The sequence below is a fragment of the Salinivibrio sp. KP-1 genome (assembly GCF_000968645.1).
Lineage (GTDB): Bacteria > Pseudomonadota > Gammaproteobacteria > Enterobacterales > Vibrionaceae > Salinivibrio > Salinivibrio siamensis.
This window is the reverse complement of sequence record NZ_LAQR01000038.1, coordinates 101,295-122,462: the sequence shown is the minus strand read 5'-3', so window position 1 is coordinate 122,462 and position 21,168 is coordinate 101,295. Positions and strand designations below refer to the sequence as shown.

General features: G+C 51.4%; 16 protein-coding genes. 12 read left to right on the top strand and 4 right to left on the bottom strand.

Translation table 11 applies throughout. From position 1 onward, the window contains the following. Positions 1-9 precede the first annotated feature (9 nt). From ispG to der, 5 genes are all read left to right on the top strand, one after another. Positions 10-1,137, top strand: a complete 1,128-nt coding sequence (gene ispG / locus WN56_RS10750; RefSeq protein WP_046074998.1) for a flavodoxin-dependent (E)-4-hydroxy-3-methylbut-2-enyl-diphosphate synthase — start codon at positions 10-12, stop codon at positions 1,135-1,137. Between the two features lie 52 nt (positions 1,138-1,189). Beyond that, positions 1,190-2,458 (top strand): histidine--tRNA ligase, encoded by a 1,269-nt coding sequence (gene hisS, locus WN56_RS10745; protein WP_046075050.1) that lies wholly within the window; start codon positions 1,190-1,192, stop codon positions 2,456-2,458. A gap of 11 nt (positions 2,459-2,469) precedes the next feature. Continuing rightward, on the top strand, positions 2,470-3,063 hold the full coding sequence (locus WN56_RS10740; RefSeq protein ID WP_046074997.1) for a tetratricopeptide repeat protein: 594 nt from the start codon (positions 2,470-2,472) through the stop codon (positions 3,061-3,063). Between the two features lie 9 nt (positions 3,064-3,072). Next, on the top strand, positions 3,073-4,230 hold the full coding sequence (gene bamB / locus WN56_RS10735) for an outer membrane protein assembly factor BamB (protein WP_046074996.1): 1,158 nt from the start codon (positions 3,073-3,075) through the stop codon (positions 4,228-4,230). 93 nt (positions 4,231-4,323) lie between these two features. Continuing rightward, a complete protein-coding gene (gene der, locus WN56_RS10730) occupies positions 4,324-5,829 on the top strand; it encodes a ribosome biogenesis GTPase Der (RefSeq protein ID WP_046074995.1) in 1,506 nt (501 codons plus the stop codon). A 403-nt stretch (positions 5,830-6,232) separates the two neighbouring features. Here der and xseA read toward each other — a convergent pair whose 3' ends face one another. Further along, the gene (xseA, locus tag WN56_RS10725) at positions 6,233-7,621 is read right to left on the bottom strand and encodes an exodeoxyribonuclease VII large subunit (RefSeq protein ID WP_156146672.1); all 1,389 of its coding nucleotides are present in this window, start codon (positions 7,619-7,621) and stop codon (positions 6,233-6,235) included. Between the two features lie 214 nt (positions 7,622-7,835). Here xseA and guaB point away from each other — a divergent pair, with 214 nt between their 5' ends. The 5 genes from guaB to WN56_RS10700 all read left to right on the top strand — a co-directional run bounded on the left by guaB (position 7,836) and on the right by WN56_RS10700 (position 15,705). Then, positions 7,836-9,299 carry an IMP dehydrogenase gene (guaB, locus tag WN56_RS10720; protein ID WP_046074993.1) on the top strand — a complete coding sequence of 488 codons (1,464 nt, stop codon included), beginning with the start codon at positions 7,836-7,838 and terminating at the stop codon, positions 9,297-9,299. Between the two features lie 75 nt (positions 9,300-9,374). Continuing rightward, positions 9,375-10,952: a glutamine-hydrolyzing GMP synthase gene (gene guaA, locus WN56_RS10715; protein WP_046074992.1), complete on the top strand. Its 1,578-nt coding sequence runs from the start codon at positions 9,375-9,377 to the stop codon at positions 10,950-10,952. Between the two features lie 392 nt (positions 10,953-11,344). Further along, a complete protein-coding gene (locus WN56_RS10710) occupies positions 11,345-13,318 on the top strand; it encodes a tetratricopeptide repeat protein (RefSeq protein ID WP_156146671.1) in 1,974 nt (657 codons plus the stop codon). Positions 13,319-13,919: 601 nt separating this feature from the next. Continuing rightward, a complete protein-coding gene (locus WN56_RS10705; protein WP_046074991.1) occupies positions 13,920-14,918 on the top strand; it encodes a type IV toxin-antitoxin system AbiEi family antitoxin in 999 nt (332 codons plus the stop codon). Continuing rightward, entirely contained in the window at positions 14,872-15,705 is an 834-nt protein-coding gene (locus WN56_RS10700) for a nucleotidyl transferase AbiEii/AbiGii toxin family protein (protein ID WP_052708065.1), read from the top strand. Before WN56_RS10705 ends, WN56_RS10700 begins: the two co-directional genes overlap by 47 nt. 82 nt (positions 15,706-15,787) lie before the next feature. Here WN56_RS10700 and WN56_RS10695 read toward each other — a convergent pair whose 3' ends face one another. Continuing rightward, on the bottom strand, positions 15,788-16,648 hold the full coding sequence (locus WN56_RS10695; protein ID WP_046074990.1) for a pirin family protein: 861 nt from the start codon (positions 16,646-16,648) through the stop codon (positions 15,788-15,790). A gap of 349 nt (positions 16,649-16,997) precedes the next feature. On the opposite strand from WN56_RS10695, the gene WN56_RS10690 reads away from it, so the two are divergent. Next, entirely contained in the window at positions 16,998-18,512 is a 1,515-nt protein-coding gene (locus WN56_RS10690) for an AbgT family transporter (protein WP_046075047.1), read from the top strand. A gap of 98 nt (positions 18,513-18,610) precedes the next feature. Continuing rightward, complete coding sequence (gene tadA, locus WN56_RS10685) at positions 18,611-19,153, top strand: tRNA adenosine(34) deaminase TadA (protein ID WP_046074989.1); 543 nt, start codon at positions 18,611-18,613, stop codon at positions 19,151-19,153. Here tadA and WN56_RS16960 read toward each other — a convergent pair. Together WN56_RS16960 and mltF are read right to left on the bottom strand one after the other, a co-directional pair. Beyond that, positions 19,150-19,311: a hypothetical protein gene (locus WN56_RS16960; RefSeq protein WP_167369481.1), complete on the bottom strand. Its 162-nt coding sequence runs from the start codon at positions 19,309-19,311 to the stop codon at positions 19,150-19,152. The two genes, tadA and WN56_RS16960, sit on opposite strands and share 4 nt — an antisense overlap. A gap of 7 nt (positions 19,312-19,318) precedes the next feature. Beyond that, the gene (gene mltF, locus WN56_RS10680; RefSeq protein ID WP_046075046.1) at positions 19,319-20,839 is read right to left on the bottom strand and encodes a membrane-bound lytic murein transglycosylase MltF; all 1,521 of its coding nucleotides are present in this window, start codon (positions 20,837-20,839) and stop codon (positions 19,319-19,321) included. Positions 20,840-21,168 lie beyond the last annotated feature (329 nt).

Genomic DNA, 21,168 nt, shown 5'->3' with positions numbered 1-21,168 from the left:
AACGTCGATATGCACAACGAAACTCCCATCAAACGCCGTCCCTCAACGCGCATCAATGTCGGCAATGTGCCGATTGGTGATGGCGCGCCGATTGCCGTGCAATCTATGACCAACACGCGAACCACAGATGTGGCAGCCACCGTCGCGCAAATCAAAGCGCTAGAAGGGGTGGGTGCAGATATCGTTCGGGTGTCAGTACCCACCATGGACGCGGCGGAAGCGTTTAAAGAGATTAAAGCGCAAACGTCGATCCCTTTGGTGGCAGACATCCACTTTGACTACCGTATTGCATTAAAAGTGGCGGAGTATGGTGTCGATTGTTTGCGTATCAACCCAGGTAATATTGGTAAAGAAGAGCGCATTCGGGCGGTGGTAGATGCCGCACGTGATAAAAACATTCCAATCCGAATTGGTGTGAATGGCGGCTCACTTGAGCGTGATCTGCAAGAAAAATACGGGGAGCCAACGCCCGATGCTTTGGTCGAGTCGGCCATGCGTCATGTCGATATCTTGGACCGTCTTAACTTTGATCAATTTAAAGTCAGCGTCAAAGCGTCAGATGTTTTCTTGGCGGTTGAGTCTTATCGCAAACTTGCTCGGCAGATTGATCAGCCTTTACACCTTGGCATTACGGAGGCTGGTGGCGCGCGTGCTGGTGCGGTTAAGTCATCCGTTGGTTTGGGAATGCTACTGGCGGAAGGCATTGGTGATACCTTGCGGGTATCGCTCGCCGCCGATCCGGTAGAAGAAATCAAAGTGGGCTTCGATATTCTCAAATCACTTCGCATTCGCTCGCGCGGCGTCAATTTTATTGCGTGTCCGAGCTGTTCGCGTCAAGAGTTTGATGTGATTGGTACAGTCAATGCGCTCGAGCAGCGCGTGGAAGATATACTGACCCCAATGGATGTCTCCGTGATTGGTTGTGTGGTCAATGGCCCGGGTGAAGCCGAAGCGTCTCACCTCGGTTTGGCTGGAGGTAACAAGCGCAGCGCTTATTACCTCGACGGTAAACGCCAAAAAGAGCGCTTTAATAACGACAACTTGGTGGATGAGTTGGAGGCAAAAATCCGCGCCAAAGCGGCGATGATGGATGAACGCAACCGCATCAAGGTGTCACAAATCGATCAAGAAGGCTAAGCCGTTAGGCGGCCTTCTCCCCTTTTCTATCATGTCGGTAACGGAAGTTAACGTGGCTAAAACAATTCAAGCAATTCGAGGCATGAATGACTGCCTCCCGTCTCAATCTCCTTTATGGCAAAAGCTCGAATCTACGATTAAAAAGGTAGTGAGCGCTTACGGCTATAGCGAAGTTCGCATGCCTATTGTGGAAGCAACGCATTTGTTTAGCCGTGCGATTGGCGAAGTGACAGACGTTGTCGAAAAAGAAATGTACACCTTCGATGATCGCAACGGTGACAGCCTCACTTTGCGTCCTGAAGGGACCGCGGGTTGTGTCCGAGCGGGGATCGAAAATGGCCTGCTGTACAACCAAGAGCACCGCCTGTGGTACACCGGGCCTATGTTCCGTCATGAGCGCCCACAAAAAGGTCGTTATCGCCAGTTTCATCAGTTTGGCGTTGAGGTGTTTGGCCTAAATGGCCCAGACGTGGACGCGGAACTTATCATGATGACCGCACGTATGTGGCGTGAGCTGGGCATTGCTGAGCATGTGCGATTGGAGCTTAACTCAATCGGATCACCACAAGCGCGTGCGAACTATCGTCAAGCGCTGGTGGACTTTTTGATGCAACACGAATCAGTGTTGGATGAAGACAGCAAGCGTCGAATGCAGACCAACCCATTGCGCGTGCTCGATACCAAAAATGCGGACATCCAAGCTGTATTGGTTAATGCGCCTCAGTTGGGTGATTATCTGGATGACGAATCTAAACAGCATTTTGCCCTCTTGTGTGAACTCTTGGACGCGGCAGGTATCGAATACCAAGTTAACCACCGTTTGGTACGTGGCCTCGACTACTACAACCGGACCGTGTTTGAGTGGATCACCGATAGCTTGGGGGCGCAAGGCACGGTGTGCGGTGGTGGCCGTTATGATGGCTTGGTTGAGCAACTCGGGGGGAAAGCGACGCCTGCCGTTGGGTTTGCAATGGGATTAGAGCGTTTGGTTCTGATGCTGGAAAACCTCAACCAAGATGATGTCCGCCCGGCGGTGGATGTGTACATGGTCACGGCGGGTGAAGGCGCGATGATCGCTGGGATGAAACTGGCGGAGCGCTTACGCGAACAGGTGCCCGGACTGCGTGTGATGTCACATTTTGGCGGTGGTAGCTTTAAGAAACAGTTTAAGCGCGCGGATAAAGTCGGCGCCTCTGTGGCGCTCGTGCTAGGCGAGGATGAAGTGGCCAACGGCACAGTGGCGTTAAAAGATTTGAAAGGCGGCGAGCAACAAACACTGAATCAGGATGAGATCGCCGCGTCACTAAAAGCATTGATTTAAGAGGACAGAACGTGGACGTCTACACCACAGAAGAGCAGCAGGTTGAAGCCATTAAGAAGTGGTGGCGAGACAACGGTAAAGCGGTCGTGATCGGCGCCGTTGTCGGTTTGGGGGCGTTATATGGCTGGCGTTATTTTCAGTCACAACAGCTTACCAACCAAGAGCAAGCCTCGCAGCAATACGAACAAGTGCTAAGTGGTATTGAAAGCGGCGATACCGTGTCATTGAGCCAATTAGAAGGCCATGAAGGTTATCGTGCCTTGGCAGCATTGCAGCTGGCACAAAAGCATGTTGCGCAAGGGGAGCTGGAAAGTGCCCGTGAGCAATTGCAAAACGCTCAGCAAGCCGTGAAAGACGAGGCGCTGTATGGGTTGGTGACGACACGCCTGGCGCGCGTTGAAGCGGAGTTAGGTAATTACCCAGCCGCATTGAGCGAACTCGACAAAGTCACCACGCAGAGCTGGACCGCGAAAGTGGAAGAGATCCGCGGCGACGTCTTGCTTCGTCAAGGCGACAAGCAGGCAGCGCGAGACGCGTATGCAGCGTCATTGGCGGCGGCGGAAAGCCCGACCGTTAACATGAAGCTTGATAATCTGAGTCAATAAGGTCGTGGTATGAAAAAACGATTATGGCGCATGGCTGCAATGGCCACGACCATGGCTGTACTGGCTGGCTGTGCCGGTGAAGAAGATGTGGTGCAAATGGCCCCACTGCCTGCTGTGACCAATGAGATATCTTCAACCCAGCATTGGCGAGCACAAGTGGGCGACGGTGTCGGGCAGTATTATTCCGCACTTCAGCCCACAGTGGCCTATGACAAAGTCTTTGCGGCTGATCGACAAGGTTTAGTCGCCGCGTTTGATTTAGAAAGCGGTGAATCTATCTGGCAACAGTCGGTGCAAGACGAGACACCGGCGTTGCTCTCCGGCGGGTTGAGCGCCTCATACGGCAAAGTGTATGTGGGTGGCGAAACGGGTCAAGTGTACGCACTGGATGCGGAAACCGGCGAGCGGGTTTGGCAACAGAACGTGAATGGCGAAGTGCTGGCCAAGCCTTTGGTGGAAGCTGGGTTGGTGATCGTTAACACCAGCCGTGGTGAGTTAGTGGCATTGGACGCGGAATCGGGCGAGCCACAGTGGAACAACACCAATGATGTGCCGAACTTGAGCCTACGCGGTGAAAGTGCGCCGGTGACTATTTCCGGCGGCTTATTCTGGGGGATGGCCAATGGACGCCTAGGCGCGGCAATGATCGAAACCGGACGGTCTATTTGGCAAATTCCTATCTCGACACCAAAAGGGGCGACTGAAATCGACCGCTTAGTGGATGTGGATGCGACCCCAGTGCTCGATGGCGACCGTTTGTATGCAGTAGGCTATAATGGCCAATTAGTCTCTATTGATTTGCGCTCCGGAAAAGCGGCGTGGAAGCGGGATTTTTCCTCTGCTAAAGACTTCCTCGTAGCAGGCAATAGTATTTATCTTATTGATGATAAAGACAATATTGTTGCGTTAGATGCACGCAACGGCCTAGAGATGTGGCGCAACACACAGTTGGCGTACCGTATCTTAACGGCACCCGCGGCAAGCGGCGGCTATCTGGTGGTCGGCGACAGCCAAGGCTACTTGCATTGGCTTGATCCGCAAACGGGCGATTTTGTCGCGCAGCAATCACTGGAAGGTAACGGGATCGCTGTTGCCCCGGTGCAAACGGATGATGGCTATATCGTGATCACCCGTGATGGTCAACTGAGAAAGCTGAGTATCGAGTAAGCGAAGCCACCCAGTTCTATATTTAGGCTCCTGGCTGCAAAGACAGTCGGGAGCCTTGTTTATTAATAAAGCGAATGAAAAGAAGAGGCCTACATGATTCCTGTTATAGCCCTAGTGGGGCGCCCGAATGTGGGGAAATCGACGCTCTTTAACCGTCTTACCCGCACACGCGATGCATTAGTAGCGGATTTTCCGGGACTGACCAGGGATCGAAAATACGGCAAAGCATTGCTGGATGATCACGAGTTTATCGTGATCGACACCGGCGGCATTGACGGCACCGAAGAAGGTGTAGAAACCAAGATGGCGGAGCAGTCGCTAGCGGCGATTGAAGAAGCCGATGTCGTGCTGTTTATGGTGGATGGTCGAGCCGGTCTTACGCCAGCGGACAAAGACATTGCTCAGCATATTCGTACCCGTGAAAAAACCACCTTCTTGGTGGTGAACAAAGTGGATGGTATTGACCCAGACACGGCAACCGCGGACTTTTGGCAGCTGGGCATGGACAACATGTTCCAAATTGCCGCCGCGCATGGTCGAGGTGTTAGCGGCCTGATTAATCGTGCGTTGACGCCTTTGGTTGAGCAAGTGTCAGCGGACGAGGACGACGAGCAAGCAGGCTTGGTCGATTTGACCGATGAAGCAGATACGCTCGACAGTGGCGAAGACGCGGTTAAAACCGAAGAGCAGGCTGAAAGCGAGTATGAATACTTACAGTCGCTGCCGATTAAAATCGGTATTATCGGCCGTCCCAATGTGGGTAAATCGACCCTGACTAACCGTATGCTGGGCGAAGAGCGCGTGGTGGTTTATGACATGCCAGGCACGACCCGCGACTCGATTTACATTCCCATGGAGCGTGATGGTCGCGAATACGTGATGATTGATACCGCCGGGGTTCGACGTCGTAAACGGGTGACCGATAAAGTGGAAAAATTTTCGGTGATCCAAACCCTCAAGGCGATTGAAGATGCCAACGTCGTATTGTTGGTGATCGACGCACGAGAGAACATCTCGGACCAAGACTTAAGCTTACTTGGTTTTGCGCTGAATGCGGGCCGCTCGATTGTTTTGGCGGTCAACAAGTGGGATGGCTTAGATAGCGAAGTGAAAGAGCGCGTGAAGTCTGAGCTTGACCGCCGCTTAGGGTTTGTCGACTTTGCCCGTGTTCATTTTATTTCTGCTTTGCACGGCACCGGGGTAGGCCACTTGTTCGAGTCGATTCAAGAGGCGTATCAGTCAGCGACAAAACGCGTCGGAACCGCGATGCTCACCCGTATTCTGAAAATGGCGCAAGATGACCATCAACCACCGATGATCCGGGGACGTCGGGTGAAGCTCAAATATGCGCACGCAGGCGGTTACAATCCACCGATTGTGGTCGTTCACGGCAGCCTTGTTAAAGAGTTACCTGATTCGTACAAACGTTATTTGATGAATTACTACCGTCGAACTCTGGATATTATGGGCACGCCGATCAAGATCCAGTTCCAAAACAGCGAAAACCCCTATGAGGGGAAAAAAGAAAAGCTGACATTATCTCAATCCCGTCAACGTAAACGCTTAATGGATATGGTGAAAAATCGTAATAAGAAGTAATACAAAGCCCAGCAGCGATGCTGGGCTTTTTTTTGATCGCGATGTGGTGGGTTCGATCTCTCTTGGGATCGGTTACTGAATAAAAGTGATCTGACTCACATTAATGAGCGCGATTATCTGTTGTCTTAGATCCTAGTGTGTCACGCTGCCGCTCAGGTTTTGAGCGGTGATAAAATCGACACCCCTTCCCACGTCACACTTTTAGATTGTTCTGGATCCAGGCTTTAATAAAATATAGTTAAGATTTTTATCCTTTTAAAAATCCAAATGCAGAATATGTAACTTATGCTTTCGGGAAGTGTATTGATAAATATTCTTTTCAGGGTAGGAAGCTGATCAAGGGGAATAAACCCCAAGATCGCGCGATCGCTTACTGATCGGTCAGATGTGTGTTGTGCAGAGTTTAATCAGAAGATTGATGGGGGTGTCGCTGCCGAACCACGCTGGTGACATCGCCGTTGCTGAGCTGAGTGTGTAAGGTATCGCCCTCTTCTAGCTGGTTGATGTTAGTGACGATGTGCCCATCACTATCACGGCTAATTGAATAGCCGCGAGAAAGGGTGGCAAGTGGGCTGACCGCATCTAAGGTGGCGACCAAGGTGGCGAGTCGCTGTTGCGCATGTGACAGGTGTGAGTCCATCGCGTGGGTGAGGCGTTGATGGTATTGCGCCAATTGAGCCTGATGTTGCTGAATACGACGGTCAGGCGTCATGCGCTGCAATCGGTTATCTAGCGTGTTCAGTTGGCTGCTGTACCGTGAAAACTGCTTAGTGAGTGCCTGGTGCATCCGTCTTTGCAGCTCATCAATATGCTGACTTTGCTGTTGTAGACGACGGCGAGGGTGCTGATGAGACAAACGGTGTTCGTGCTGCGTCAGTGCCCGCTGCTGGCGATACAGGAGGGTGCCAATCGCGTTTTTGAGCGCTTGCTCGCGCTGCTGATATTGCTGCAAGCGGTAACTAAGATCACGGCTCACTAATTCTGCGGCGGCTGATGGCGTCGGCGCGCGCACGTCGGCAACAAAGTCAGCAATGGTAACATCCACTTCATGGCCCACGGCACTGACGATAGGGATCTGACTGGCGGCGATAGTACGGGCGACGATTTCTTCATTAAAGCACCATAAATCTTCGAGTGAGCCTCCGCCACGGCCAACAATCAGCACATCACATTCGTTGCGGCTGTTGGCACGTCCAATGGCTTGGGCAATTGAGACCGCTGCATCTTGTCCTTGTACCAGCGTTGGATAGATAACCACGGGCAGGCTCGGATCGCGCCGTTTCAACACATTTAGAATATCGTGCAAGGCAGCGCCTGTTTTGGAGGTGATTATGCCAACGCGTTTGGGTTGGTCGGGCAAGGCCTGTTTGGCGCTTTGTGCGAATAAGCCTTCAGCGGCTAACGCTTGTTTGCGTTGCTCAAACGCCTGTTGCAGTCGTCCATCGCCTTCGGGCTGCATGCTTTCTAAGATCAGTTGATAGTCGCCGCGAGGCTCGTACATAGAGACACGCGCACGTACCAACACTTGATCGCCGTTTTTAGGTTTGAACATCACGCGGCGATTGTTACCACGGAACATCGCACATTTAACTTGGCTTTGGTTATCTTTCAACGATAAATACCAGTGACCGGATGTCGCAGCGGTAAAATTAGAGATTTCACCCGTGAGCCAGACGATACCGATGTTTTTCTCCAAGCAAAGACGCACTTCGGCATTTAAGCGAGAGACGGAAAGAATGTTTCGGTTGTTAGCGGTCACGATCACGGATCCTTTCAATAAGCCTGAGGGCATACTACCTGCCGCACCCCAGTATGCCAAATAGACCTTGAGCAATCGGTTGCGAAAAAGTCGCGTTGATATCTGGTGATAAATCAACCGACTAAAAATCCGTTGCCCACCAAACAGCGATTCTTAATAAAAATCGATAGCCAAACGTTTGCGCTGCCCGTATAATGCTGCGGCAATATTTTGTTCCCCTTCACAAATTTTGGTGTGAGATATTGCAATGCTGAGAATCGCGAAAGAAGCGCTAACCTTTGACGATGTACTCCTCGTCCCTGCCCACTCAAATGTTCTTCCTAACCATGCCGATCTGCGTACAAAACTGACACGCTCGATCAGCTTAAACATTCCTGTTCTATCCGCCGCGATGGACACGGTGACCGAAGCCCGTTTGGCGATTGCCTTGGCGCAAGAAGGTGGTCTTGGCTTTATCCATAAGAACATGACTATCGAGCAACAAGCAGAACAAGTACGCTTGGTCAAAATCTATGAAGCAGGCATGGTCACCAATCCAGTGACTGTGACCCCAGAAATGACCATTGCTGACGTGAAGGCACTGACTGAGCGTAACGGCTTTGCCGGTTACCCTGTTGTCAATGCACAAAAAGAGCTGGTGGGGATCATCACAGGCCGTGACGTGCGTTTTGTGTCTGACTTAAGCAAGCGCGTCGAAGACGTGATGACACCAAAATCTCGCCTCGCCACTGTGCAAGAAGGCGCAGAACGTGAGCAGGTACAACAGCTCATGCAACAGCACCGCGTCGAGAAGATTTTGGTGGTCAACCCAAGTCATCATCTCACCGGTATGATCACCGCCAAAGATTTCCAAAAAGCGGAAAGCAAGCCTAATGCCTGTAAAGACGAACAAGGTCGCTTGCGTGTCGGCGGCGCGGTTGGTGCCGGTGCGGGCAACGAGGAGCGCATTGCCGCCTTGGTTGAAGCGGGCGTGGATGTGCTGCTGATTGACTCATCACATGGCCACTCTGAAGGGGTTCTGCAACGTATTCGTGATGCACGTGCCGCGTATCCGAACCTGCAGATTGTGGGAGGCAATGTCGCCACCGCTGAAGGCGCACGCGCCCTGATTGAAGCCGGTGTCGATGCCGTCAAGGTTGGAATTGGCCCAGGCTCGATTTGTACCACGCGTATCGTTACCGGCGTAGGCGTCCCGCAGATCACTGCGATCAGTGATGCAGCCGCTGTAGCGCAAGAGTACGGCATTCCCGTGATTGCCGATGGCGGTATCCGCTTCTCAGGGGATTTGTGTAAAGCGATTGCAGCGGGCGCGTCGTGCGTGATGGTGGGCTCAATGCTTGCTGGTACCGAAGAGTCTCCGGGTGAAGTCGAACTTTACCAAGGCCGTGCATATAAATCATATCGCGGTATGGGCTCGGTGGGCGCGATGTCAAAAGGCTCGTCTGACCGTTATTTCCAAAGCGACAACGCCGCAGACAAGCTGGTACCTGAAGGGATTGAAGGGCGTGTCGATTACAAAGGCATGATGAAAGAGATCATTCATCAGCAAATGGGTGGCCTGCGCTCCAGCATGGGCCTCACCGGCTCTGCCACCATTGAAGAGATGCGTACCCAAGCGCAGTTTGTTCGCGTCACTGGCGCGGGCATGAAAGAGTCACACGCGCATGATGTCACCATTACTAAAGAAGCGCCGAACTACCGTCTCGGCTAAAGACATCACCACCGCGATGCATTTGAGAGGGGAGCGCGGCTCCCCTTTGTTCCACTTAATTGAGAAAGCCAGATAATGACCCAGAACATTCATGCTCAACGTATTTTGATCCTTGATTTTGGCTCCCAGTACACCCAACTGATTGCGCGCCGTGTCCGTGAAATCGGTGTGTATTGTGAGCTTTGGAGCTGGGATGTGGATGAGCAAGACATTCGTGATTTTGCGCCCAACGGCATCATCCTATCCGGTGGCCCAGAGAGCGTGGCAGAGGAGAACTCGCCGCGTGCACCGCAGTATGTCTTTAATGCCGGCGTACCTGTGTTAGGGGTTTGTTATGGTATGCAGACCATGGCCGAGCAGCTTGGTGGTAAGGTGGCCGGCTCTGAGCACCGTGAGTTTGGCTATGCGCAAGTGAAGCGCGTTGGGCAAAGTGCACTGTTTGATGGCATTGAAGATGCCATCGCCGATGACGGGCATGCGCTCCTCGATGTATGGATGAGCCATGGTGATAAAGTGGTCGCCATTCCAGAAGATTTTGTCAAAGTGGCCGAGACGGACACTTGCCCCTTCGCGGCCATGGCCAATGAAGACAAACGTTTTTATGGCGTGCAATTCCATCCAGAAGTCACTCACACGCGCCAAGGCCAACGTATGTTGGAGCAGTTTGTGATGCAAATCTGCCAATGCGAGCGCTTGTGGACACCTGCCACCATTATTGACGATGCGATTGAGCGTATTCGTGAGCAAGTTGGGGATGATGAAGTGATCCTTGGCCTGTCTGGCGGCGTCGACTCTTCTGTGGTCGCCATGCTGGTTCACCGTGCAATTGGCGATAAGCTCACGTGTGTATTCGTCGATAACGGCCTATTGCGTCTTAATGAAGGTGAGCAAGTACTGGAAATGTTCGGTGACCACTTTGGTTTGAACATCGTCCATGTCAACGCCGAAGACCGTTTCCTCGATGCCCTTAAAGGCGAAGCGGATCCGGAAGCCAAGCGTAAAATCATTGGCCGCGTGTTTGTCGAGGTATTCGATGAGCAAGCGAGCAAAATGAAAAATGCCAAGTGGCTGGCACAAGGCACTATCTACCCGGATGTAATTGAGTCAGCAGCCTCGAAAACCGGTAAAGCGCATGTGATCAAATCACACCACAACGTCGGTGGTTTGCCGGAAGAGATGGAAATGGGTCTGGTTGAGCCACTCAAAGAGTTGTTCAAAGACGAAGTGCGTAAAATTGGCCTTGAGCTAGGCTTACCGTACCACATGCTTTATCGCCACCCCTTCCCAGGGCCAGGCCTTGGTGTGCGCGTGCTGGGCGAGATTCAAAAAGAATACTGCGATCTGCTTCGTCGCGCCGATGCGATCTTTATCGAAGAGCTGCGCAACGCCGATCTCTACGAGAAAGTCTCGCAAGCCTTTGCGGTATTCCTACCGGTTCGTTCGGTAGGCGTGATGGGCGATGGCCGTAAATACGATTGGATCATTGCCCTGCGTGCTGTTGAAACCATCGACTTTATGACCGCACATTGGGCACACCTGCCATACGATTTTCTGGGTAAGGTATCAAACCGCATCATCAACGAAGTCGACGGCATCTCGCGCGTGGTTTACGACGTCTCCGGCAAACCGCCAGCGACAATTGAGTGGGAGTAATCACGCGTTAGGTAATAGCTGGTACTAACTGGTACCTAATGACACTTAAGCCCATGTCTTCATGGGCTTTTTTTATGTCAGATAGTATTTGGCAACTGATGGCAGCGGTAAGCACTGCTTGAGAGTAGTAGCCAGGTGGTATTATCGTCGATACATGATGCTATGAGTGAAAGCCGATAACGTGCCGCTTTATCCTGTGTGGTCACCTTTACAGAAGAGTACAGTTATGTTGAGGGACTAGGTCAATATGATTGATGGATAGACTACTTGAGGTGCCCGTAAATCTATTTAGCTAAACACATAGATACTTGTGCACATGCTTAAAATATGTTGAAGAAATGAACCGGTAATTTTCAGTATCGGAATTTGACACTGTTGAGGACAAAAAAGAAATGGCTGACGATATGGAATGCTTTGATGACCTTCCAGAGCGAGCCTCCAATCATGTCACGGAGGAGAAGGCAGAGACGGCATTTCAGAAATGCCTAACAGAGAGTGGTCTTTTTATCCTTCAGCGTGCTGACCGAAAGGACTATGGTACAGACTGCGAGATCGAAGTTGTCGAGGATGGGAGAGCCACCAACATTAGGATTCACGTTCAGCTTAAGGGCACTGAGCGTGCACTGAATGCGGACGGCTCTCTAAGCGTTGAAATTAGTCGCACAAACCTGAATTATCTACTGATGCATCCGCATAGCTTTTATGCTGCCTACCACGTCCCAACGGCGACGCTATGCATCTGCCTCGCTGAGACCGTTCTCCGTAAATATGAGCATGCTGGAAAGAACTGGACCCAGCAGCAATCACTTACAGTTAACTTCACGGAAGATCTGACGACAGAGCGGTTGGGCCGACTTGCTGAATCGTCCAGTTCTGCAACTCGATCGGCACGTAATCGTCGCGTCGAACAGTCCCGGGTAGCACCAGGAGATTTGATTGGTCTCCTTCGCCGAGCTGTACCGGAGGTTCATGTTCCTGATGATCCAGACTCAGCTCGACAACTCTTGGAACACTTATATGACCAAGATGCTGATGAGGAAATTAGTGCAGCCTTTGACCGATTCATGGCCGTGCTTGGACCAGAAGACGATGCCATGGGCTGCGCTTATATGTCAGAAATTAACTTGGGCATGTCTGAGAGAAGCCGGTTTCCTGATCGGATCGAAGCAGCAGTGATCCATTTTAAGAGGCAGCTTAGTAGTGGGCGCTACGAGCAGGGAAGCCTGCATTACACAATCGGTAATGCCTACTCGGCGCTTGGCCGGGAGGATTGCGCCACAGAGGCTTATAAGGCAGCGTTGCTCGAACCTGCATTCGCAAATTCGTCAAGTCTGGCATCCCAAGGCCATAAGAATCTCGGGACGAGCTTTGAGCGGCTCGGAGATGAGGTGCAAGCAGTTAACCACTATCGTGAAGCCTTGCGAATGAATCCTCTCCTTCCTGAAGCCCATTATGCCTTAGCCCAATTCTACGTGCGTAAGGGCGAGTGGAAGAGCGCTCTTGAGCATCTGGATCAGGCCGTCTTCACAGATCCTATATATGCTAAAGCAGCTGGAGTTGCGGGTTGGCGAGCTAACGTTCTTTTCAACATGGGTGAGGGTATTGCTGCGTTCCGCGAAATTAACAATGTTCTTGTCCAGGCCGACCGCGAGCCATGGGTTTGGCCGTTTTTTGCGCGGCTAGTAGCTAGTTTCGGTCGGGCTACGGCTGAAAATGCGCGTCAGGCGCAAGGATTCTGGCATCGCTATGTAGACGCTCATCCTGATACATCTGGAGGTCGTCGCGAGATGTTATTGGCTACCTTATATTTACGGGCGGAAGGCCAAGATATAGGCCAAACCTACATGGAGTTTCTGGATAAGTTTGTTAGGCATATAAAGCACATTGATAATACGGAAGAAGTCGCGTTTTTGTGGGATCGCCTTGGACATTGGGCACAGGATGAGGGCAACTGGCTAGAAGCGGAGCGCTGTTTTCGGATGGCCTACGATCTCGCAGGAGGGCACTACGGATACTGTCTAGGAACCGCTCTTAACTTTCTTGGAAGGTTTGAAGATAGTTTGCCGATCCTGCTTGAACAGGCAGAGCATATCCAGCCTGATGCAATGAGCTGGTTTCAGCTTGGCGCAGCGTACGGTGACCTTGGCCAATCAGAGCAAGCTATTAAATCCTATGAGAAAGCGTTAAATCTTGATCCAGAATACGACTTGGCGATGTTCAATCTAGGTGGTGTCTATTGGAATAGAGGGAGCATAGTCGAGGCTTTGGATATTTGGAGAAGGGCGATTGAGCGTTTTCCAGATCATGAGCTTACTGCCAAACTTCAACGCGATTTTCCGCAGTTCTTTCCTCGGGATATCGACTAGCAGCATGAAAACTTGATTTTGATGTTGTTGGTTTACCTGTTTAGCATTAGGAATTTGGTGTCGTAAGTCGGGTATGGTAAAGGAGGTCGGTTTTAAGCCCCGCATTTTAGCGGCTAAAATTTCTCTTGATAGCTTTCTAGGTTCCTAGCATGAACTCCTTTCGAACTGACGCCAATTTTTGAGGCGCGGCTTGGCGCGTCATGGCTGCTGCTTAGCGTTCAGTATTCATTTGCCAATTTCGGTCTGGCTGAACTCTGACCGCTTGAGTACCAGCATTTCTTTCTTGGTGTCCGATAGTTTGAGTCGACTATTCTGCTTTATCTACTGACGGCGTTGTTGATCAAATAAGCGGATTAACACACTGATCTCAATGTGATTATTCCTAAAGTTCAACGCGGTAACTAACAGGCATACCGAGTCTTATGGCTTTGTTCATCGTTTTCACGTTGGCTAATGCTTCGCCAACTTATGCATAGTAATCGCTTAGTGTCAGTCGCGTGTCATGTTACCTGGTGCCTGCTTCATGCAAACTCTCCGCCCCTCTTGCAGAATTCAATGTTCACGGCTATTATTTGTTCATGATTCATGAACGGTATTTGGTGTGAACGAGAACGCGATACTACTAAAGCTAGCTTTGGATAATCTGCCTTCGCATATTCAAGGGGAGTACTCTTTCGATCCTAAGCCGGATGGTGAGCCTTACACCGATGCTGAGGTGACTCTGGCAGTGCACGGCCAATGCTACTCGTTTAGCGCTGAGATAAAGCGTATCCACCGTAAAGAGAGCTTATCAGCATTACTAGGCCTTGCTCGTTCAGATACTCTGTTGGTATGCAATAGACTAACGGCTCATCTCGCCGATTTTTGCACCAAGAACGCGATCAATTTTATTGATGAGGCTGGTAATGCTCGCGTGAGCTTTAACGGGCTAAACCTATGGGTTGAGGGCAAAAATCTTACTGAAAACCACCTTGCAATTCCACAGCCGGCAAAGCCGGGGTTAGGTTTTATGAAGCTGTTGTTTGCTTTGTTGGCTCAAGAAGATGTGTTACATCTGCCGTTTCGAACCATAGCCGAGATGGCGAATATCTCATTAGGTATGGTGAGTAAGGGGTTTAAATATTTAGAAGCCGAGAAGCTTGTCAGTCTTGGTCGTACCCGTCGCATTCTGGATAAAGAGGCCCTTTATCAGATCTGGATTGAACACTATCGTACCGTGCTAAGGCCAAAGCTCGGAGGGCTAAAATTAGTTGCGCCGAATGATTGGCGAGACATCCCTTTAACATCCATGGATTGCTGGGGAGGAGAAGTCGCTGCCGATGAACTAACACGCTATTTGCAGCCTTATGAGTTACAGCTCTTTACCTTTGAGCCACTGCAAAAAAAGCTTGCGCTGCTCAAAGCAAAGCCAGACGCTTCGGGCAGGCTCTGGTTGGTGCCTGCATTCTGGGGAAAGGCGCTGGATATTAATATCAATGCCAAGGCATTGCTGGCTGTCGCTGAGCTACTTGCAAGCAGAGATAGCCGAAACAAGGAGGTTGCCGAACTTATCAATGAGCAATATCTACAGCTTAAAACACTCCCTGAACCCCGGGTTTGAGCCTGTACTGACACTGATCACCCGCACAACTCAGCAAACTGGCGTACCATTTTTTGTTGCTGGGGCAACGGCAAGAGATCTCGTTTTGTATCATGTGTTTGGCCGTGATCCCGGCCGTCAGACTCGGGATATTGATACTGGCATTCTGATACCGGATTGGGACGCGTTTGCCAGTGTAAAGCAGGCTTTGCTGGATGCCGGATTAAGCGCAACCAATAAAGCGCATCGGCTTAAAGATCCTGACAGTGGTTTGCCAATTGATATTATTCCCTTTGGTGCCATCGCCGATGACGCAGGTGAAATACAATGGCCACCCGAGCATGCTGTCACCATGACGGTAGCTGGGTTTCAGGAAGCTTACGATGCCGCTCTATCAATAGAACTAGGGCAAGGCGATACCATCAAAGTTGCGTCTTTGGCTGGGCTGACTTTGCTAAAACTGATTGCTTGGCAGGAGCGGGGTGACGAGAGCAGTAAAGACGCATCTGACTTTCTAACCATTCTTCTTGAGTATCAGTATGTTCAGGCGGATCGTCTATGGGAGCCTTATATCCCGGCAGAGCACTTAGAGTATGATACCGAGCGGCAAGGGGCCTTCTTGCTTGGATATGATTTGAAAATGATTTTGTCTGAGCCTGCTACCAATCCGGAGACTATCAGCCGTATTACCACATTGGCAGCTGATATTGATGGACTGGTCAGGGCTCAGTTCAGAAGTCAGAACTTTTGTAGTTATGAGAGGATAGAGCAGCTGCAAAATGACTTTTGGGCAGGGCTAGCGTTGTAAGAACAGTTTCAAAAAACAAAGCCCGCCAAATGTCGGACTTTTCTATTGGTATTCGCGGATAACGGCGGTCCCGGCTCAGTCGCTATAACTGTCCGAACTTGCCTGCTTGCAGATCGTTGAACGCTTGCAAAATCTCTTGCTTAGTATTCATTACAAAAGGGCCATGACCGACGATGGGATCGGTGATGGGCTCGCCACTGAGTAGCAAAATTACGCTATCTTGTGAGGCGTGCAATGCGACCTCGCGGCCTTGGCGGCTAAGCAGTGCTATATCGGCGTCGCCAATGGGGTCGGCGGCGTTGATGCTGACGTTGCCCTCCAGCACCACCACCGCGGTGGTCCAGCCTTGTGGCAGAGTGAGCTGCACTTTCCCGCCTGCGTTTAACCGTATATCCCAAACCTGCATGGGACTAAAGGTCTTGGCCGGCCCTTGATGCCCCTCAAACTCACCGGCAATGAGCCGTAATGTGCCTGCCTTATCGGCCAAGGGAACATCGGGAATATCGGCTTTGCGAATGCCTTGATAGCTCGGGTCGGTCATTTTGTCTTTTTTGGGGAGGTTAACCCACAGTTGCGCCATTTGCAGCTCGCCGCCAGTGTGGCTGAACGCCCTGGAATGAAACTCCTCGTGCATAATGCCGCTGCCTGCGGTCATCCACTGCACATCCCCGGGGCCAATCACGCCGCCTTTACCGGTGGAGTCACGATGCGCCACTTCACCTTGATACACAATGGTCACGGTTTCAAAGCCGCGATGGGGATGCTCACCCACGCCTCGCTTCACGCCATCCGCCGGAAAGTGCATTGGGCCAGCATAGTCCAGCAGTAAAAAGGGACTCATCTCCGCCGCTTGATTGTGGTAGGAAAACAGCGAGCGGGCGGGGAAACCATTACCGACCCAGTGCGGTGCAGGGGCTTTTATGACACGCGAAATGGATTTCATGGTGATCTCCTCTAGTGGGTTTACCTCCATCATATATTTGATGACATAGATTGCTAGGGGTTAAAACACGACTTCCACGCCATATAGGTTTTTTGTTTCTAAATGTTTCAGTGTCCTCAGTAAGCATCCGTTTTTTGTGCTGCTTTTCTAACTACAAATCAATTTAACATTTGGTTAACTGGCTTTCTTATGGCTAACTATGCTGTTTTTTGCTTTACTGGCGATGGTTTGTCATTTTAATGTCACTAAAGCCTGGTGGATCAGGTAAGCAAAGACACAACATCGAAAAATGGAGTAAACAGTGAGCCAACACATAAGCGACTCAACCGATGCTGGCCAGCCGCGCGGCATGGATCGGTTTTTGAACATGATAGAGCGGGCAGGGAACCGAATTCCGGATCCCGCGCTATTGTTTTTTTGGGGGCTGATCACCGTGTGGGTATTATCAGCCATTCTCTCTCAGGTCTCTTTTGATTCAGTCCACCCTTTGACCGGTGACGCTGTCCAAGTTAAAAACCTGCTCACCGGTAGTGCGCTCGCCCACTTTTTAGCCAATATGGTTGACACCTTTACTGGATTTGCGCCGCTGGGGATTGTTTTGGTGGCTATGCTCGGTGTGGGGGTGGCTGACCAGTCCGGCTTTATTACCACCGGCCTTAAGAAAATGCTGAGTGTGACGCCAAAGCAAGCGCTTACGCCGATGCTGATTCTGGTGGCGATCGTTTCTCATACCGCCGCAGATGCAGGCTATGTGCTGGTGATCCCGCTGGGCGGGATTATCTTCCACGCCGCGGGTCGTCATCCGTTGGCCGGTATTGCTGCCGCCTTTGCCGGGGTATCCGGCGGCTTCTCCGCGAACTTTATTCCGTCAGGGATTGACCCTTTGCTGGCCGGTTTTACTGAATCTGCCGCGCATGTGTTGGACGATAGCTATCAGGTAAACCCGCTTGCGAACCTGTATTTCACTGGTCTGTCATCGATTTTGATTGTGGCGCTGGGCTGGTTTGTGACTGAGAAAATAGTCGAGCCACGTCTAAATCGCACGCCGATTGATGAGGACGCAGAAGACGCACCAGATTTAGGCTCTTTTACGGCAATTGAAGGGAAGGCGTTTAATCGAGCTGGGCTGGCGATGCTGCTAGGAATTGCCGCGCTGGTGGCGGCCTCATGGCCGGAAACGTCACCGCTTCGCTCACCGGCGGGCGAGCTGACCGCGTTTGATGCACCGATTATGCAATCGATCGTGCCGCTGATTTTCGTGCTGTTTATTATTCCAGGCATTGTTTATGGCAAAACCGCGGGTACCTTTAAAACCAGCCAAGACGTGATCAAATCCATGTCTGACACCATGGCGACCATGGGCGCTTATATGGTGATGGCGTTTTTCTGCGCGCAATTCTTAGCCGCATTTACCCAATCAAACATTGGTACTTTGTTGGCGCTCAACGGCGCGGAGCTGTTGCAGTCAATGAACCTGCCAGGTGAGATGACGATTGTGGGGATGATTTTGCTGACGGCAATGGTGAACTTATTGATTGGTTCCGCGTCGGCGAAATGGGGGCTGATCGGGCCGATTCTCGTGCCGATGTTAATGGTCGTGGGCATTTCCCCTGAATTGTCGCAAGCGGCTTATCGTGTGGGTGATTCCGTGTCGAACATTATCTCGCCATTGATGGTGTTCTTCCCGTTGGTGGTGGTGTACTGCCAGCGTTACGTGAAAACCACGGGGATTGGTACCGTGGCTTCAATGATGATCCCTTATTCTCTGACCATGCTGGTGGGCTGGACCTTATTCTTGCTCGCCTACTGGGCGCTAGGATTGCCTCTGGGCATTCAAGCCAGTTACCAATACTTAGTGCAGTAATACGCTGTTGTGCGTTGAGTGTCTTAAGCCGGCCTTCGAGCCGGCTTATTTGTATCGTATACTGAGGGCGTATTAGGTTGTTAGTCACAGAGGTTGGGATGAAAGATCCACACGCGTCGGGTAGCGAGCACGACGTTTATATGCGCCACGCGATCCAGCTAGCAGACAAAGCGGAGCAAGAGGGTGAAGTGCCTGTCGGCGCTGTCGTGGTGTATCAAGGTGAGGTTGTGGGCACGGGGTGGAACCGAACCATTACCCAGCATGATGCGACGGCCCATGCCGAAGTGATGGCATTACGCCAAGCCGGCCAAGTGCTGGGTAATTATCGTTTATTAGACGCGGATCTTTATGTGACATTAGAGCCTTGTCCCATGTGTGCGGCGGCGATGGTGCATGGCCGTGTCAGAAAGGTTTTCTTTGGCGCGCCTGATCCCAAAACCGGGGCCGCTGGCTCGGTAATGAACTTACTCAGCTATGACGGTGTTAATCATCATGTGCAAAGTGAGGGAGGAGTGTTAGAAGCGGAATGCCGTGCGCAACTGCAAGCCTTTTTCCGCCGTCGTCGTGCCGAAAAAAAGGCCGCTAAAAAAGCAGCCTGTCAATCTCAATCTTGCTTACCTGACTCAGGCAAGGTGTCCTAAAACGCGTCATCAAAGGCCGCAAATTCACGAATCGCAAAGGCACGTTGTCGCCAAAGTACCTTCTTGTGCATATTTTGGCGCATACGCTTACGCCGGTTAGCGGATGAAATGTTGTTTTTGCGAAAGCTTTGTTTCACCAGCCGTTTTCTTGGAACCATGCTGTCCTCATTGCGGTTGCGTGTCTGATTGCGGTGTCGAGTTTTCCTCTGACTGTGATAACGCCGGGTCAGGCGCTTGCTCGGTTGTTTGCTCGGGGGCATTTTCCGACGGCTCGTCAGGGGCGACGATCGTCTGCAGACCACCGAGATCTTCAACTTGTTGGCTGTCGAGTGACTCTATGTGCGCTTTCTCATAGCCTAGAATACTTTGGTAATAGCGGCGAATATTTTCGACGTAGCTAAGCGCTTCGTAGCCACGCGCGTAACCGTAGCGTGTTTGGGTGTAATACTGGCGCTTGGCTAACAATGGCAGCCGCTGTTTTACATCACTCCAAGAGTTAGGATCGGCGCCTTGCGCCTCCGTCAGTCGGCGCGCATCCATCATATGGCCAAAACCAATATTGTAAGACGCGAGAGCAAACCAAATGCGCTCGTGTGGATTAACACTATCAGGCACACGGTCAAGTACGCGTTGCAGGTAGAGCGAGCCGCCTTTAATGCTTTGCTCGGGGTCGAGGCGATTGCGCACGCCCACGGATTTGGCCGTCGGCAGGGTGAGCATCATCATGCCGCGCACCCCAGTGGGGGAGATCGCCCGTGGGTTCCAATGTGACTCTTGATACGATAGGGCCGCCAGTAAGCGCCAATCAAAATCGTTCGCGTGCTTTTTGAAAAGCGGCTCCCACTTAGGCAACTTGCTCTCCAATGCCCGTAAAAAGGCGCGGGTATCGACGTAATCGAATTGGTCGACGTGACCAAAATACTTCTCTTCTAAAATAGCTAATTCGCCAGTTTGGTTTATCTCACCAAAGAAGTTGACCATTAAGGCATAGGCGCTGCTGTCGCCTTGTTTTTTCATAAACCAGGCCACGGGTTCGTCCTCACTGAGGGCCATGGCGACGGCAATATCTGGGTGGGTGCGTTGCATCAAGGCAATATCGACCGAGTCGGCAATGGTAAAGTCAATCTCACCGTCTGCGACTTGTTTAAGCAGCTCATCATCGTCGGCGTCCTGCACGACTTTCCAGCTGAGATCAGGGTGATCTTGTTTTAACGCTTGCAAGGTGAGGTCGTGGCTAGAGTCTTCCACCACCGCCATGATGGCATCTTCACGATTAAAATCATCAACATCCCGCGGGCGCCAATGCCCTTTTTTATAGACCACTTGTTGGCTGACAAAGTAGTAGGCAGGGCCAGGGCGAAACTGGGCTAAACGTTGGTCGGTAATAGTGAGGCCTGCCGCAATCAGATCCACATCGCCGCGTTCAAGGGCTGGAAAGAGGCCGGAAAGCGTATAAGTGGGCACCATTTCTAGCTTGACCCCGAGCTTGTCAGCAAACCGAGCGGCGAGCTCGTAATCTAGTCCGGTAGGGCCGTCGGGGCCGATGTAGTATGAGAGTTCGTTGTTGAGTGTCCCGACTCTTAAGACACCACGGTCTCGAATTTTTTCTAGAACGGTACGATCGTCGAACGTCCAATCACAGCCTGTGACGGTGAGGCTAAGCACAAGCACCGTTAGGCTAATCATCCATGATCGCAAAGAAAAGTCACGCTGTGTCAAAGGCTGTCGCTCACTGTTGCATGCCAGCATCAAACGGCTAGCGATGATCGATAGACGCGCCATTCTACGTGAATAGACGTCAGACCGATAGAGGGAAAATTTTTTGCGCAAACGGTTGCGTCAGGTGTGTTGTCGGTGACAGTTTTCCCCTATAATGGCGGCCGCTTAGGCAAAACGCCAGTCTTAAAGCGCGTGTGGCGTGGCGACACCTCCGAGCAACGTGGGAGGACTGCCCTGGGAGTCAGCGTTAACGATAACGGAGAGAGCAACCATTGCGGCAATGCCGGTGGTGATAC

Coding starts and splice junctions, on each gene's coding strand:
- ispG (WP_046074998.1), top strand. CDS start 10: ATGCACAACGAAACTCCCATCAAACGCCGTCCCTCAACGCGCATCAAT.
- bamB (WP_046074996.1), top strand. CDS start 3,073: ATGAAAAAACGATTATGGCGCATGGCTGCAATGGCCACGACCATGGCT.
- der (WP_046074995.1), top strand. CDS start 4,324: ATGATTCCTGTTATAGCCCTAGTGGGGCGCCCGAATGTGGGGAAATCG.
- xseA (WP_156146672.1), bottom strand. CDS start 7,621: ATGCCCTCAGGCTTATTGAAAGGATCCGTGATCGTGACCGCTAACAAC.
- guaB (WP_046074993.1), top strand. CDS start 7,836: ATGCTGAGAATCGCGAAAGAAGCGCTAACCTTTGACGATGTACTCCTC.
- guaA (WP_046074992.1), top strand. CDS start 9,375: ATGACCCAGAACATTCATGCTCAACGTATTTTGATCCTTGATTTTGGC.
- WN56_RS10710 (WP_156146671.1), top strand. CDS start 11,345: ATGGCTGACGATATGGAATGCTTTGATGACCTTCCAGAGCGAGCCTCC.
- WN56_RS10700 (WP_052708065.1), top strand. CDS start 14,872: ATGAGCAATATCTACAGCTTAAAACACTCCCTGAACCCCGGGTTTGAG.
- WN56_RS10695 (WP_046074990.1), bottom strand. CDS start 16,648: ATGAAATCCATTTCGCGTGTCATAAAAGCCCCTGCACCGCACTGGGTC.
- WN56_RS10690 (WP_046075047.1), top strand. CDS start 16,998: ATGGATCGGTTTTTGAACATGATAGAGCGGGCAGGGAACCGAATTCCG.
- tadA (WP_046074989.1), top strand. CDS start 18,611: ATGAAAGATCCACACGCGTCGGGTAGCGAGCACGACGTTTATATGCGC.
- WN56_RS16960 (WP_167369481.1), bottom strand. CDS start 19,311: ATGGTTCCAAGAAAACGGCTGGTGAAACAAAGCTTTCGCAAAAACAAC.
- mltF (WP_046075046.1), bottom strand. CDS start 20,839: ATGATTAGCCTAACGGTGCTTGTGCTTAGCCTCACCGTCACAGGCTGT.